This is a genomic window from Bacteroidota bacterium, from assembly GCA_040388375.1.
Lineage (GTDB): Bacteria > Bacteroidota > Bacteroidia > UKL13-3 > UKL13-3 > JAAFJM01.
The window spans coordinates 70,044-85,881 of the sequence record JAZKBU010000004.1 but is presented as its reverse complement, the minus strand read 5'-3'; the positions used below and the strand labels follow the sequence as shown (position 1 = coordinate 85,881).

The window sequence follows — 15,838 nt, the reverse complement described above, 5'->3', positions numbered from 1 at the left end:
ATGGCAATTGCTAATTTATTTGTGAAACATTTGAACTAATATTGCGGGCATGGCATTTTACCCTAAACATCAAAGTAAACCTATAGATAATAGTCAGTTAATATACGGACAACATGCAGTATTGGAGGCATTGGTTGCAGCCAAGGATATTAATAAAATAATTATTCAGCAAGCAACAAAAAGCGATTTATTAAACGAGATTATCAGTAAATGTAAAGAGTTTGATGTTCCTTTCCAATATGCGCCTAAAGAGAAATTCTTTTTTTTACAGCAAAAAAATCATCAGGGCGTAATTGCCTATTTATCGCCTATTACATTTCAAAAAATTGAGGACATTATACCGCAATTGTTTGAAGCGGGAAAAACGCCATTTATTTTGGTGTTGGATAGAATTACCGATGTAAGAAATTTAGGAGCCATAGCCCGTTCTGCTTATTGTGCAGGAGTAAATGCCATAGTAATTCCAACCAATGACAATGCACCTATTAATGAAGATGCAGTTAAAACATCGGCAGGTGCGCTGATGCATATTCCTATTTGCAGGGAAAAAAATTATAAAACGGTTATGGAGTTGCTTAACCAAAGTGGCATTTTAACCATAGCCTGTACTGAAAAGGCAAGCCAAAATTTTCATCAACTTGATTTAACCGGCCCTGTTGCTATTATTATGGGTAACGAGGAAACCGGCATTAGCCCTGAGGTTATAAAAAAATGTACTGAAATGGCCAAAATACCTTTGGAGTTTGGAGTACAATCGTTAAATGTAAGTGTGGCTGCAGGCATTGCTTTGTACGAAACGGTACGCCAACGTATAACCAATTAGTTTTTTATACCGTATTTATTCTGGAACTTTTTGGCTAGAGCTTTTTGTTCATTGTCAATGGTTAATGCTTCGCCATTAATAAATGCCTGAACAATATTGTTTGATTTCATGTCCAATACATCGCCATCGCTGATAATCAGGCTGGCTTTTTTACCTTTTTCTAGGCTTCCATACAAACTATCCAAGCCAACTATTTTTGCTGCGTTTAAGGTAATGGTTTGTAATGCTTGTTCCGGGTTTATACCATAAGCGGCTATTGTACCGGCATTAAACATTACGTTACGGGCTTCCCAACTTCCATTGCGTGCTACGGCAACTGTTATTCCTGCATTGAATAATTGAGCCACCGTTTTATAAGGTTGGTCAACGTCTTTACTGGCATTGCTTGGCAGGCTGTGTATATTACTAATGACTACTTTTATATTGTTCTCTTTGATGATATCAATGCAGTAGTTTGCTTCTGCTGCATCAAAAAGTACCACATCTATTTCAGGAAATTGCTGTTTAAAAAACTGAATACAATTAATAATGCCTTTGGCCGTATTCACATGCACAAATAGTTTGCTTGATTTATTGAAAATGTTGCGCATAGCTTCATAACGAATGTTTGAAACTACAGGCGTGTTAAGGCAATAATGTTTTGCTTCGGTTAAAAAGGTTTTGAGCGATTGGGTATGTTTTTCAATTTGCTCTTTTTGTTTTTCCAGATTACCCCAAGGGTTTTGTTCCGGCCAGTTAATATGTATACCATCATCCTTTTTTATGGTAGCATCTTCCCAGTTCCATGCTTCGGTTTTCATAACACTTGAAGAGCCACTTATTAAACCTCCTTGTGGAGTTACCTGTGTAAATAAAATACCATTAAATTTTAGAGTAGGCAGAATTTTCGAATCGGTATTGTAGGCAATCTGTGCACGTACATTGGGATTTATACTTCCATTTTCATTAAAATCGTGGGTAGCCCTTACAGCATCTATTTCATTTAATCCAACTACATTGTTTAAAGCAAATAAGCCCGGATAAACGTGTTTTCCTTCTGCATTGATAATGGTAGCTGTTTTATAAAAGGTGTTGTTGTCAGTTCCTACATATTCAATAATTCCATTGCTGAATACAAGGGTGCCTTTTTCTATAATTTGTCCGTTACCAATATGAATTTTTGCATTGGTAATAACGGTAGGTGTATTTTGTGATTTTGCTTGTATAAAAATTACCAGAGCAAAAAGTAAAGCAATTGGTTTTTGTATCATTAAAAACAAATGTAGCAGATTACCTTAAAAATAGAAATACCGTTGGTAAATTGCTGCTACAATTTGTATTTTTGGTTTATGTCAAAGTTAAAACAAGGTTTTATTATTGGGTGCTTATTGCTTGCGCAATGGGGTATGGCACAAACGAATATTGCTTTGTGCGATACAAATAGTTTTGTTTTAAACGGAGGCGTTGTATTGCATAAAACTTCGTTTAGGGGTTTAAGTGTAGTGAATGATAGTGTTATTTGGGCTAGTGGAAATAATGGCACCATTGCAAAAAGTACAGATGGGGGAAAAACATTTTACTTTGATAAACTGGCAGGTTACGAAACCTGTGATTTTAGAGATATAGAAGCATTTGATGCTAAGAACGCTATCGTAATGAGTACGAGAGCACCTGCCTATATTTTAAAAACAACTGATGGCGGACAAACATGGAAAGAAGTTTATAAAAATACAGATACCGCTGTTTTTTTAGATGCCATGGATTTTTGGAATGATAAAAAAGGAGTACTGGTTGGCGACCCCATTCAAAAACATTTTTTTATGTTATATACTTTGGATGGCGGCAATACTTGGCAAAACATAGATGAAAAATATACACCCATAGCCAATGATGGAGAGGCTGTGTTTGCAGCCAGTGGAACCAGCTTGCGGTGTTGGGGAAATAAAGAGTTCGGTTTTGTAACGGGTGGTATGAAATCTAGCTTTTATCATTTTAAATCGTTACAAAAGGCTAGCGACAAAACTAATTTATTAATACAACAAGGAGCCAGTGCGAAAGGAGCGTTTTCATTTGCTGTTACCAATAAAGCTAAAATTGCAGTGGGTGGTAATTACCTACAAGACAGTGTGAGGTATAAAAACTTTGATGAAATAGGAGTTAATCTTTACTATGAAGATGCGGGAGAGCAACCTTTTGGCTATAGGTCGTGTATTGAAAAGTTAAGTATCAATAACTTTTTAGCTTGCGGTACCAATGGTGTAGATGCTTTTAACTATCAGGAAAGAACCTGGAAAAGCATTTCTAAAGTATCGTTCAATACAGTGCGCAAAGCAAAAAAAGGAAATGCGGTTTTTCTTGTCGGTAGTAAAGGTAAAATAGCTAAAATGATATATTAATAATCGAGCGGTCTATCTTAAAACAAAGTTTTGTCCTAAGTAAACTTTACGCACCATTTCATCATCTGCCAACTCTTGTCCTGTACCTGATTTCAATATTTTTCCTTCAAACAAAAGATAAGCCCTATCTACTATAGAAAGGGTTTCGTGTACATTGTGGTCGGTAATTAAAATACCAATGTTTCTGTGTTTTAGCTTAGCTACAATTACCTGAATATCTTCAACAGCTATGGGGTCAATACCTGCAAAAGGCTCGTCTAATAAAATAAATTTTGGATTAACAGCTAACGCGCGGGCTATCTCCGTTCTGCGTCTTTCGCCACCACTCAATACATTGCCCGGGCTTTTGCGTACTTTGTGTAAAGTAAATTCATCAATTAACGATTCCAGTCTGTCACGTTGTTCTTCTTTGCTCATGTCCGTTAATTCCATCACCGCTTTTAAGTTGTCTTCCACACTCAGTGTTCTGAAAATACTGGCTTCCTGTGGTAAATAACCCAAGCCTTTTTGGGCTCTTTTGTACATGGGTAAAGCGGTTAAATCTTCTCCATCAAGCGTTACACGACCTTCATCAGGTTTTATTAAGCCAACTGTCATGTAAAAGGTAGTTGTTTTTCCTGCTCCGTTGGGGCCTAATAAACCAACACATTCGCCCTGATTTACCTCAATAGAAACATTGTTTACTACGGTTCTCTTTTTATAACGTTTAACTAAATTATGGCTTTCTAATTTCATGTTTAATGGTATGCTTTGAGCAGACTTGTGTTTGCAATTATAATGCCATTTTAGTAGTATCAATACTCTTTTTTATAGGAAAAATACTCTTTTCAAGGTTTTGGGTATTGTTGCTTTTGTTTTCCGCTTATCTTTTGTTACAGTAGGTAAAAATTATTTTTCATTAAGCAATAAAAAAAATAGCATATTTGCCCACCTGAGATTAAGCAATGAACGGCTACTTAAAATTTTTACGCTTTACTTTTAAATATAAATACTATGCTTTAATGAACATTCTTTGTAATGTTCTATCAAGTATTTTTGGTTTGTTTTCTATTGCTTCTATTATTCCTATGTTAGATGTTTTGTTTAGTGCTAAAGAAGTAAGCACGGTAAAACCAACGGCTGATGTAGGTTTCAGTTTCAAACAAAATTTTGATGTTTTAAAAAACTTTATAGTTGAGTATAAAGCCATGTACGGGGCGGAAGTAGTGCTGTTGTATATATGTGGTTTTGTAGTAGTGATGATTACTTTAAAAAACCTGTTCAGATATCTGGCTTTGTTTTTTATGGTTCCTATGCGCAACTATATTATCAGCGATTTTAGAAAGGCTGCATACCAACGTATATTAATATTACCTCTATCTTATTTCAGTAAAGAAAAAAAGGGTGATTTGTTAAGCCGTATGACGAGTGATATGCACCAGATAGAGGTGGCTATTATGAGTTCGCTGGAGGCATTTACCAAAGAACCTATTACCATTCTTATATTTTTAAGCTCGTTAATTTGGGTGAGTCCTAAGCTTACTTTAATTGTGTTTTGTGCTTTGCCTGTTAGTGCTTTGTTTATGGCCTTAATAGGTAAGCTGCTTAAAAAACAAACATCGCGCGGACAAGCTAAATTTGGTTCATTGGTTTCGCATGTGGAAGAAACTTTAACAGGCGTGCGCGTAATCAAAGCATTTAATGCGCAAGACTTTTTGTTTAAACGCTTTTTGGTGCAAAACCAGGAGTATACGCAATTGAATATTAAGGCCAATAGAACAGCCGATGGTTCATCGCCCATTAGCGAAACCATTAGCGTATCAGTATTTGCTATTATTTTATGGATTGGTGGTAAAATGGTTTTGCATAACGATGATAGTCTGAGTGCCTCTGTTTTCTTGGGTTACTTAGGGGTGTTTTCGCAATTGCTTTCACCTGCCAAAGCTTTTAGTACGGCTTATAATTCTATGAATAAAGGTTTGGCTTCTATTGAAAGAGTAGAAGAAATTATTAATAGCGAAGAAATAATTATTGAAAAACCGAATGCTATTCCTATCAAAGCATTTAACCAAACCATTGAGTTTAAAAATGTAAGTTTTAAATATCAGGATGAGTGGGTATTTGAAAATTTAAACCTGACTATTCAAAAGGGGCAAACCGTTGCTTTGGTGGGCCCTTCGGGCGGAGGGAAGTCAACTTTAACCGATTTAATACCTCGTTTTTATGACCCAACAAAAGGACAAATTTTAATTGATGGTGTAGATATACGCGATTATAAAATTTTAGATTTACGTGGTTTAATGGGTATAGTTACGCAAGAGAGTATTTTGTTTAACGATACGATAGCCAATAATATCAGCTTTGCCAAAGAATCGGTTACCAAAGATCAAGTAGAACAGGCGGCTAAAATTGCCAATGCGCATAGCTTTATTGTTGAAACAGAAAGCGGCTATGAAACCAATATTGGTGATAGAGGCAGCAAATTAAGCGGTGGACAAAAACAACGCTTAAGTATAGCAAGAGCGGTAAATACCAATCCTGATATATTGATTTTAGATGAAGCCACTTCTGCTTTAGATACGGCCAGTGAACGTTTGGTACAGGAAGCATTAAGCAATGTAATGTTGAACAGAACTACCATTATAGTAGCACACCGCTTAAGTACTATCAAAAATGCCGATGTTATTGTTGTATTGGAAAGAGGTAAAATTGTACAGCAAGGTAACCACAATGAGTTAGTACATCAGGAAGGTTTATACAAACAACTGATAGCGCACCAACAAATACCTGAATAAAATGAAAGTAGCAGGTTTTACTTTTATTAAAAATGCCATTATTTACGATTATCCGGTTGTAGAAGCCATACAATCTATTTTACCTATATGCGATGAGGTGTATGTAGCTTTGGGTAAATCTGACGATGATACTGAAGCACTTATTCTATCTATTGACCCCACAAAAATAAAGATTATAAAAACCCTTTGGGATGAAACTCTGAAGCAGGGTGGGCAAGTGTTGGCAGCAGAAACCAATAAAGCTTTTCAAGCTATTCCTACTTATTACGATTGGTGTTTTTATATACAAGGCGATGAAGTAATACACGAAAAATATTTACCTATAGTTAAACAGGCTATGCTAACCTATAAAAGCCATAAACGAGTAGATGGTTTGTTGTTTAAATACCTTCATTTTTACGGCTCGTACGATTATATAGGCAACTCCAGCAAATGGTATAACAATGAAATACGTGTTGTAAAAAACAACAAGAAAATATACTCTTATAAAGATGCGCAAGGCTTTAGAAAAAACGATGATGAAAAGCTACACGTTAAAGCCATTGATGCCTATATTTATCATTATGGTTGGGTAAAAGACCCGCGGGCTATGCAACGTAAACAAGAGGAGTTTCATAAGCTATGGCATAACCAGGAATGGATAGATAAAAATGTAGTGAAAGCAGATGCTTTTGATTACAGTAAAATAGATTCATTAGCCCGGTTTGAAGATATACACCCTAAGGTAATGCAAAAACGTATTGCTGAAAAAAACTGGCAGTTTGAGTTTGATTTAAACTACAATAAAACCAAACTAAAAGACCAATTTAAAAAGTTTGCTGCCAAATATTTGGGCTGGGAAATAGGGTATAAAAACTACAAAAGGATTTAGATAAACGTATCTAGATCCTTTTGTAAGAAATATTAAAGTGAATGTAATTAGGACTTATTTTTCTAATCCTAGAATCACCTGATTAATAATATCGCATGCCTGATGCATTTGGTCCGCATTAATGGTTAATGGTGGTGCAAAACGAATAATATCGCCATGCGTTTGTTTAGCCAATAAACCATGTTCTTTTAAAGTTAAGCAAACATCGTAAGCTGTTTTTCCATTGCCAAAAGGCAAAATAACAATAGCGTTTAATAAACCTTTGCCACGTACTAAACTAATTAAATTGGTTTTTTGCATCAAAGCAGTCATACGCTCTCTGAATATAATACCCATCGCTTCTGCATTGTCGGCTAAATGCTCGTCTTTTAAAACTTGTAAAGCCTCCATAGCTACTGCACAAGCCAAAGGATTACCACCATAGGTACTGCCATGTTCACCCGGTTTAATGGTTAACATTACTTCATCGTTGGCTAATACGGCTGCTACCGGCATAGTTCCACCTGAAAGGGCTTTGCCTAAAATCAATACATCGGGTTTTACATTTTCATGGTCGCAAGCCAACATTTTACCAGTACGGCAAAGGCCAGTTTGTACCTCATCGGCAATCATCAATACATTGTATTTGGTACATAAATTTCTTACACCTTGTAAGTAACCTTCGTGTGGAACAACAACGCCTGCTTCGCCCTGAATAGGCTCAAACATAAAAGCACAAATGTTTGGATTGCTTTTAAAGGTATCTTCTAAAATAACTAAATCGTTGTAAGGAATTAATTTAAAGCCGGGCATAAACGGACCAAAACCTTTAAAGCTGCTTGGGTCGTTGCTAGATGAAATAGCTGCCATGGTTCTACCCCAAAAATTACCTTCAGCAAAAATTACTTCTGCCTGATTTTCGGCTATACCTTTTACATCATATCCCCAACGCCTTGCTAATTTAATGGCCGTTTCGCCACCTTCTACACCTGTGTTCATGGGCAATACTTTATCAAAACCAAAGTAGCTGGTTATATATTTTTCATATTCGCCTAACAGGTTATTGTGAAACGCACGACTGGTTAAAGTTAGTTTTTGTGCTTGCTTGGTTAAAGCATTTATAATACGCGGATGGCAATGGCCTTGGTTTACCGCACTGTATGCTGAAAGAAAATCAAAGTATTGTTTACCTTCTACATCGTACATAAATACACCCGCAGCATGTTCTATTACAACCGGAATGGGATGGTAGTTATGTGCCCCGTAGTGGTGTTCTAAATCTATAAAATAGTCACTTTTAGCCAATTCGCTCGTTTCTTTAATCATAAGTTGCAAATGTAAGGCAAGTTTTTTGGTTTAAAAATACAGCAGTAAAAGAAAATAATTGAAATTGTGCTAACATTGATTGATCAATAACGTAACAAATGGAAAATTTTAACTGGACTTCGTTTACTAAAAAAATTGCAGTAAAAGCCAAGCTGACTGATATGTATGATGCCTGGACTGTAGCATCGAAAATAGAAACGTGGTTTTTAAGCCAAGCTGTTTACTTTGATACTAATAATAATGTTATTGATGTCAATACAAATGTTAAAGACGGATATACTTATGCATGGAATTGGTATGCTCAGGCGCACTTAGAAAAGGGTCATATTATCAAAGCCAATGGCAAAGATTTTATCCAGTTTTCGTTTGCGGGCGAATGTATAGTTGAAGTAACTTTAACAGAGGAAAACGATGTGGTGATAGTGGCACTTACTCAAAAAAATATTCCTATGGATGATCTTTCCAAACAAAATATACGTTTGGGTTGCGCTACGGGTTGGTCATTTTTCCTGGTTAATCTAAAATCGGTATATGAGGGCGGTTTAGACTTAAGAAATAAAAGTATGGATTACATAACGATGGTTAATAATTGAAAAGTCTCGCCATAAAAAAACCTATTACAAAAAGTAATAGGTTTTATAAATGATGATGAAAGACTACTTATTACGCAGTTCTTCAAAAACTTTTTCTGCTTTGAATTTACGGGCCGGTTTTCCTTTACGTATAATTTTTATATGTAAAATAACATCATTTTGTTGAATAGCATTTACTACTTCTTGTCCTGTAATTACATGTCCAAAAACAGTATGCCTGTTATCTAACCAAGCTGTTTTAACATGAGTGATAAAAAACTGACTACCGTTGGTAGCAGGTCCGGCATTGGCCATAGCTAATATACCAGGCCCAGTAAAAGTTAAGCCAGGTAAAAATTCATCTTTAAATGAATAACCCGGGCCACCTTGTCCTGTTCCAGTTGGATCACCACCTTGAATCATAAAATTAGGTATTACCCTGTGAAACTTAATACTGTCAAAGTAAGGAACGCCTTCTTTTTTAGCACTGTTTTTAATTTTACCTTCTGCTAAGCCTACAAAGTTGGCAACTGTAAGCGGTGTTTTTTCAAATTCCAGTTGTACTAAAATAGTTCCTTTGGTGGTGGTAATTTCGGCATAAAGCCCCTTAGCTAATTTTTGTTTGGCAAAAATGCTCAAAGTGCTAAGCATTAAAATACTGAATGCTATTATTATTTTTTTCATGTAGGTAATTATTAAATGTGGGCACCAAATAAATAAAAATAGCTTGTAATAAAAAATGAGTAGCTGCTTTATTGTTTAGGTGCAATGGTATTTTTATCAATTATATTGCACCACCAATTTAATAAGTATGGCAGGTTGCGGTTATGTATGTCCTCAGTGTGAAGGTGTTGGTTTTACAGCCGACTTGTTACCTTGTAATTGGTGTAACCCTCAAACAATGATTACTGTATACCATAATAGCAGATGTAGTAAAAGCAGAAATGCGCTTACTTTATTAGAAGAAAAAAATATTGACTTTAAATTTGTAGAGTATTTAAAAACACCTTTTACGCATAAGGAGTTGGCTGATTTAATTAAGCTCATTGGTATTAAACCATTTGATTTGATTAGAAAAAATGAGGATATTTTTAAAGCAACATACGCTAATAAGCAATTGAGTGATGCGGAATGGATTGATGTGATGCTGGCTCATCCAACTTTAATAGAAAGGCCTATTGTGGTGAATGGTAAAAAAGCAATTATTGCACGTCCGGCAGAGAAAATTCTGGAAATTTTGTAATAGTTTATCTTAATAAAGTAAAATCGCCATGTTGGGTTGTACTTATTGTGTTAGTGCCTACGTACGTTACAGAGTAAAAGTACACATCAGCTTCTGCTAATATGTTGTTTAATTTCCCGTCCCATCCCTTTTCCAGTTCCTGAGTTTCAAATATAAGCTGCCCCCACCTGTTGTATATTTTGAAGTGAAGTGCCTGTACGTTTTTAGTAACGGGTTTGTACTGGTCGTTTAATAAATCAGCATTAGGTGTAAATGCATTCGGCATGGCTAAATGAGCAGGACAAAAATTAAGTACTTCTATTTCGGCATCGTTGGTACAATAGTTAGAGTCGGTAACTGTTAGTTTGTATGTGCCGTAATCTAATACACGGAAATTATTTTTTGTTGAGCCATCCTGCCATAAATAACTGATAAAGTTTTTATCGGGATTTAAGGTAAAGTTTGGTTCACAAATTTTTATAGAACGCTCTAAATTAATAACAGGTTTTGGTTTTTGAGCAAGTATAATAGTATCGCTTGCAGTGCAATTGTTTTCGTTTGTAACAGTAACAGCATATTCGCCTGATTTATTGGTAACAAAAGCAGGTGCAGTGCTACCATCTTGCCATAAGTACGATTTATAATTTACTCCTGTATTTATAGTAAATGATGAACCTTCACATACAAAAGTATCGGTTCCAATATTTACAAAATAAGTAGGAAAAGTATCTAGTTTTATCGTGTCTGATGTAAGGCATCCATTGTTGCTGGTTACAGTAACATAAAACAAGCCGGGTGCTTTTATTTTATGTGTTTGTGTTGTTGAAAGGTCTTCCCATACAAAACTAGCACCTGCATTTAGCGCATCAAGCACTATACTTTCTTCTTTACAAATGCTTTTATCAATACCTAAATTAATAACGGGTAATTGTTTTTGGGTTAAAAATACAGAGTCTCTTACTCTACAAGTATTGCTGTTTAACTCCACCCAATACAATCCAGCTTTGTTTACCTGTAAATAGTTTTTTGTACTTCCATCTTGCCATAAATAAGTATTGGCATTAGGGACACTTGTTTTGAGTGTAATGGCATCGTTAAAACAATAATCAGTATCGTTGCCTAAGTTTACATTGGCTTTATTTAAATAGGAAACTTTTATTGAATCGGTAACATAGCATACTCCTTTTTTAATGGTTAATGCATAAGTACCCGATGTATTTACTCTAAAATAAGGAAGTGTTGAATTGTCTTGCCATAAGTATTCGCTTACTCCTCCATTCACTGTTGGGTTTAAGTCTAAAGTATAGCCGTTGCAAAGCGTTGTATCGTTGCCTAAGCTAAGCACAGGGGCTTTTTCGGTAGTTACTACTATATCATCTGTTGCAGTACAACCATTTTTGGTTACAGCTACGGTATAGTATCCTATTGTATTTACTTTACGTGTTTTGCCTGTACTTAGGTTATCCCATAAGTAGGTGGCAGAGTCAATTTTTGCATTAAGTACTAGTGGGGCGTTGGTACATATTATAGTATCGTTCCCTAAACTGACTATAGGTTTAGGTTTAAATATTACGATAATGCTATCGCGTACTTTACAAATAGAGGCTTTTGCCTCGACCCAATAAATGCCGGATTTTTTTGGTTTGATAGTTTTATCCGTTTCACCGGTGTTCCATAAGTAGGCTTCTGCACTTACGTTATTTATTTTAAGTGCTAATATATCATCTTCACATAATGCGGTATCGTTCCCCAATTCTATTTTATTCAGTACAAATATATTTACATTTACTGTATCGCTTCCCTTACAACCATGGTTGTTTATTTCTACCCAATAAGTGCCTTGCCTAGTATCTGTCATAAATGAATCAGTGCTGTTATTACTCCATAAATAACTAGCTTCGGGATAACTTACTTTATACGTAAATGATTGACCTGAGCATAAAAGCGTATCAGCACCAAGGTTAACAACAGGATTTTCTATGTATGTTATTTTAATACTATCTCTAACCTTACAACTGCCTTTTATTCCGTCAACCCAATAAGTACCGCCTTGGTTAATACTGGTTATATTTTTGGTAGAGCCGTTATACCATTTAAAGGTGCTTACATTATTTGCTTTTGCAGTTAAAGTTAAAACCTGATCGCTGCATACAGCAGTGTCATTCCCTAAACTTATTCTTTGCTCGTTTTCAAAATCAATATTGATAGAATCGGCTACTTCACAAGCATCGTTTCTTACTTTAATCCAATACATTCCTTTTTTTGAAATGAACTGCTGCGGAATAGTATCGCCATTCTGCCAGAGGTATTTAATATTAGGGCTTGCTATAATGCTGTTAAGTGTTATGGAGCTGCCATAACAAAGTAATGTATCGTTGCCAATATTAACCGCTGGTTTGTTTCTGGTTTCCAGTTTTATCGTATCTCTTTTAGTACAAGTATTTCTTTTTACTTCCAGTAAATACAATCCTTGGGTACCGGCAGTGATGGAGTTATTTAGAGAGGTAAGTGCAAAAGAAGGGCTAACTATATTAATACTTTTATACCATTTGTAGCTATTTGATACAGGAGCTGTTAAATTAATAGTATTACCAATACAAACGGTGGTATCATTACCTAACATTACAGCAGGCATGCTTGTGTTTTTAACGAGTATTGTATCTGTTACATTACAAGAGCCTTTGTTTATTTTTACCCAATAAGTACCAGTATCGGCTGCCATTACAAAGGAGTCAGTGGCAGTGGTATTCCATAAATAATTATTGGCTAATGCCTTGCCGGCTGAAAGTTTTATCGGAAATTGAGTTGCATTGCATAAATCAATGTCTTTTCCGAGTACTTCAGGTGCGATAATGAAATTAACGTTAATAGAGTCGGTTGTAGCGCAACCATTGGCTGCCGTTATTTTGGTCCAGTAAATACCGTTATTTTTAACTGATAGTATGGAATCGGTTGAGCTGTTTGACCAAAGGAAATTTACGTTTGGCGCATGCCGAGGTTTAATTACTAAAGGGGCATCACTACAGAGTGTTGTATCTGTCCCTAAGTCTAATATAGGTGGTGCTATATAACGAATGGTAAAAGTATCAACATAAGGGCAATTGGCAGTATATACATAAACCCAATATTGACCAATTGTTTTGGTTTGAAACTGGTTGTTTGTTGAACTATCACTCCAAAGGTAATTGACTCCGGCATGGGTAGGGTTTAATAAACTGGTAAAGCTGCTTAGGTTACTGCAAACATCAATATTTACATGGCTTATGTTATTAAGGGGAATGGAATCACAAGAGGGGTCAATGAGGGCAACATCATCAATATAGTAATAAGCAATATTAGCAAATGCAGTAGAAGCGCCACCTCCACCAATATAATTGGTTATATTCGGGGTGTTGGCTGGAGAAAAACAACCAATAGTAATGTATTTTTCACCTCCTACTGCTTTGTATAACGCTGATACTTTTGTCCACCCGGATTTATTGTAAAAAGGACCTTTAGTGGTAATTTGTGGAACACGGCTAATTATTACACTGTCTGTACGGATGGAATCGTTGGAGAAATAAACACCAAATTGGTCGGAAGCTTGGTTACATGAATCACCTAAACTAATGTACATTTCAAAATAGTACACTTGGTTAGCTACTAATCTTTTACTGAGCTCTCTTTGTATGTATTCTCTGTAAATACTAACATTATTGGCTAAAACAATGCCTGCAAATGCATTACCTGAAAAAGGTGTTTCAGAGCCTATTAAATTACTTAACGGATTTAAGTTAGCTGAACAGGTATGGTAATAATCGGGAGTTCCGTTGGACGGCTGAGCCCAACCATCTGCATAGTGTATTTGTGCGTATTGATTGGGGCAGGTGCTATAACTTTCAAAATCGCCATTGGTAACTAAGTTTTGAGCAAAAACGGAGTAGGGAAAACCATACAAAAGTATAACCCATAAAAGAAGGTATAATTTCTCACATGAAAACCGATTTTGCATACAGCAATTAATAAAATTACTATATAATTACCTAACATTTAGCCGAAAAAGATTTTTTGAAAAACAAAGCATAAACTGATTTAATGACAAAAGTTGTTTTTTAATGAGCCAAGAAGCACAAGTAATAAGGATAAAGTGAGAAAATGGAAACAAGACTTAGAAAATATTTCTAATGCAAAAATGACTATGATTTAAACAAAATGTCTTTGATGTTGAGTTGAAGATTTACGTGTCCATTAAAATGGTTTTCTTCTATATAATAGCAAATATCGAAACTGATACCTTGTGCTACTTTATTGTAATGTTCTCCCAAGCCAAACCCTATTGCTTTATAAATTCTTCCACCTTCTTCGTGGGTTAAACTCAATCGTAAATGGTTGTTTCCAACTATGGTTACATCGCCAACGTCCCATACGTTGCGGGTCATAAATATGGGGCTTGCATTACCCGGCCCAAAAGGTGCAAACTGTTTAAGTACACTAAAAAACTTAGGTGTTATGGCTCTAAAAGCAATTTCCGTATCGTATTCAATTTCTGGTGTAAGACTGCGGGTTTCAATATTTTTAACTACAATGTTTTCAAACTTTTCAATAAAAGAAGGAACATTTTCTACTCTTAGTGTTAGTCCGGCAGCATGGGTGTGTCCACCATATTGCTCTAACAAATCGCTACACTCTTCTATGGCATGGTACAAATCAAATCCTTCAACAGAGCGTGCTGAGCCCGCAGCCATTCCATTACTTTCGGTTAAAACTATAGTAGGTCGGTAATATTTTTCTATTAATCTGGAAGCAACAATACCAATTACACCTTTATGCCATTCTTTATGAAACAGTACAGTTGATTTCTTATTGTGAAAATTTTCATCAGCCAAAATCATGTTAAAGGCTTCTTCGGTAATACTGCTATCAAAGTTTCTGCGCTCATTGTTATGGTGATTAATCATTTCGGCAATTTGCTGTGAGTCCTTGTCTTTGTCCGAAATCATTAATCTAACAGAATCTTTAGCATCGGCAATTCTACCGGCTGCGTTTATTCTTGGCCCAATGAAAAACACAATATCGTTTACAGAGTATTCGGGTCTTGCTGCATAGTTTTCTAACAACGCTTTAATGCCTCTATTGGGGTTTTCTTTTAGTTTTTTTAATCCTTGGTAGGCTAATATTCTATTTTCGTCCATAATGTTTACCAAATCGCTGGCAACACTAATGGCTGATAAATCCATATATTCTTCTACCTGTTTAAAATCTATTTGGTGCTTAATGCAATATGCCTGAACTAATTTTAAACCTATACCACAACCGGAAAGTTCTTTAAAAGGATATGGGCAATCTGCTTGTTTTGGATTTAAAATAGCCACTGCATCGGGTAATTCTTCTCCGGGTAAATGATGATCGCAAATAATGAAATCAACCCCTTTTTTATTGGCGTACTTAACTTTATCATTGGCTTTAATGCCACAATCCAATGCAATTATTAAACTAAAACCATTGTTGCTGGCCCAGTCTATGGCCATAAATGAAATGCCATATCCCTCGGTATATCTGTCGGGTATGTAATATTCAATTTCAGAAAAACGCTTTGAAAAAAAATCGTAAACAGTTGCTACTGCAGTGGTGCCATCCACATCATAATCACCGTAAATTAAAACCTTTTGATTTTTTGATAATGCTTCGTCAATTCTGATAATGGCAGTATCCATTCCCTTCATTAAAAAAGGGTCGTGCATTTGACTGTATTGCGGCCTGAAAAAACGTTTTGCTTTTTCAAAATCATCAATGCCTCTTTGTACCAATATGCCTGATAATACTTTATTTACGTTAATGGCACCAGCCAAAGCCTCAACTTTTAATTTATCGGGTTCTGGTTTTGGTATCCAACGTTTTTGCATAAAGTGTGGCGAAT

Annotated in this window: 11 protein-coding genes and 1 pseudogene; 6 read left to right on the top strand and 6 right to left on the bottom strand. The window is 35.6% G+C overall.

Translation table 11 applies throughout. The features are described from left to right. Window positions 1-49 precede the first annotated feature (49 nt). On the top strand, window positions 50-823 hold the full coding sequence (gene rlmB / locus V4538_06005; protein ID MES2380572.1) for a 23S rRNA (guanosine(2251)-2'-O)-methyltransferase RlmB: 774 nt from the start codon (window positions 50-52) through the stop codon (window positions 821-823). Here the strand turns inward: rlmB and V4538_06000 are convergent. Continuing rightward, complete coding sequence (locus V4538_06000) at window positions 820-2,073, bottom strand: amidohydrolase family protein (protein MES2380571.1); 1,254 nt, start codon at window positions 2,071-2,073, stop codon at window positions 820-822. The genes rlmB and V4538_06000 overlap by 4 nt on opposite strands. Before the next feature lie 78 nt (window positions 2,074-2,151). On the opposite strand from V4538_06000, the gene V4538_05995 reads away from it, so the two are divergent. Beyond that, window positions 2,152-3,198, top strand: a complete 1,047-nt coding sequence (locus tag V4538_05995) for a YCF48-related protein (protein ID MES2380570.1) — start codon at window positions 2,152-2,154, stop codon at window positions 3,196-3,198. Window positions 3,199-3,210: 12 nt separating this feature from the next. Here the strand turns inward: V4538_05995 and lptB are convergent, their stop codons facing one another. Continuing rightward, complete coding sequence (lptB, locus tag V4538_05990; protein ID MES2380569.1) at window positions 3,211-3,933, bottom strand: LPS export ABC transporter ATP-binding protein; 723 nt, start codon at window positions 3,931-3,933, stop codon at window positions 3,211-3,213. Between the two features lie 209 nt (window positions 3,934-4,142). Here lptB and V4538_05985 point away from each other — a divergent pair, with 209 nt between their 5' ends. Both V4538_05985 and V4538_05980 read left to right on the top strand, forming a co-directional pair. After that, a complete protein-coding gene (locus tag V4538_05985) occupies window positions 4,143-5,972 on the top strand; it encodes an ABC transporter ATP-binding protein (protein MES2380568.1) in 1,830 nt (609 codons plus the stop codon). Between the two features lies 1 nt (window position 5,973). Further along, entirely contained in the window at window positions 5,974-6,843 is an 870-nt protein-coding gene (locus tag V4538_05980) for a glycosyltransferase family 2 protein (GenBank protein MES2380567.1), read from the top strand. Window positions 6,844-6,897: 54 nt separating this feature from the next. Here the strand turns inward: V4538_05980 and rocD are convergent, their stop codons facing one another. Then, complete coding sequence (gene rocD, locus V4538_05975; protein ID MES2380566.1) at window positions 6,898-8,148, bottom strand: ornithine--oxo-acid transaminase; 1,251 nt, start codon at window positions 8,146-8,148, stop codon at window positions 6,898-6,900. Between the two features lie 98 nt (window positions 8,149-8,246). On the opposite strand from rocD, the gene V4538_05970 reads away from it, so the two are divergent. Continuing rightward, the gene (locus V4538_05970) at window positions 8,247-8,741 is read left to right on the top strand and encodes an SRPBCC domain-containing protein (protein MES2380565.1); all 495 of its coding nucleotides are present in this window, start codon (window positions 8,247-8,249) and stop codon (window positions 8,739-8,741) included. A 78-nt stretch (window positions 8,742-8,819) separates the two neighbouring features. Here V4538_05970 and V4538_05965 read toward each other — a convergent pair. Beyond that, window positions 8,820-9,371 (bottom strand): annotated as a pseudogene (locus tag V4538_05965) (peptidylprolyl isomerase). A gap of 160 nt (window positions 9,372-9,531) precedes the next feature. Here V4538_05965 and arsC point away from each other — a divergent pair. Beyond that, window positions 9,532-9,963, top strand: a complete 432-nt coding sequence (gene arsC, locus V4538_05960) for an arsenate reductase (glutaredoxin) (GenBank protein ID MES2380564.1) — start codon at window positions 9,532-9,534, stop codon at window positions 9,961-9,963. A gap of 4 nt (window positions 9,964-9,967) precedes the next feature. On the opposite strand, the gene V4538_05955 is transcribed toward arsC, so the two are convergent. Together V4538_05955 and recJ are read right to left on the bottom strand one after the other, a co-directional pair. After that, window positions 9,968-13,933: a gliding motility-associated C-terminal domain-containing protein gene (locus tag V4538_05955; protein ID MES2380563.1), complete on the bottom strand. Its 3,966-nt coding sequence runs from the start codon at window positions 13,931-13,933 to the stop codon at window positions 9,968-9,970. Window positions 13,934-14,117: 184 nt separating this feature from the next. After that, window positions 14,118-15,824, bottom strand: a complete 1,707-nt coding sequence (gene recJ, locus V4538_05950; GenBank protein MES2380562.1) for a single-stranded-DNA-specific exonuclease RecJ — start codon at window positions 15,822-15,824, stop codon at window positions 14,118-14,120. Between the last annotated feature and the right edge of the window lie 14 nt (window positions 15,825-15,838).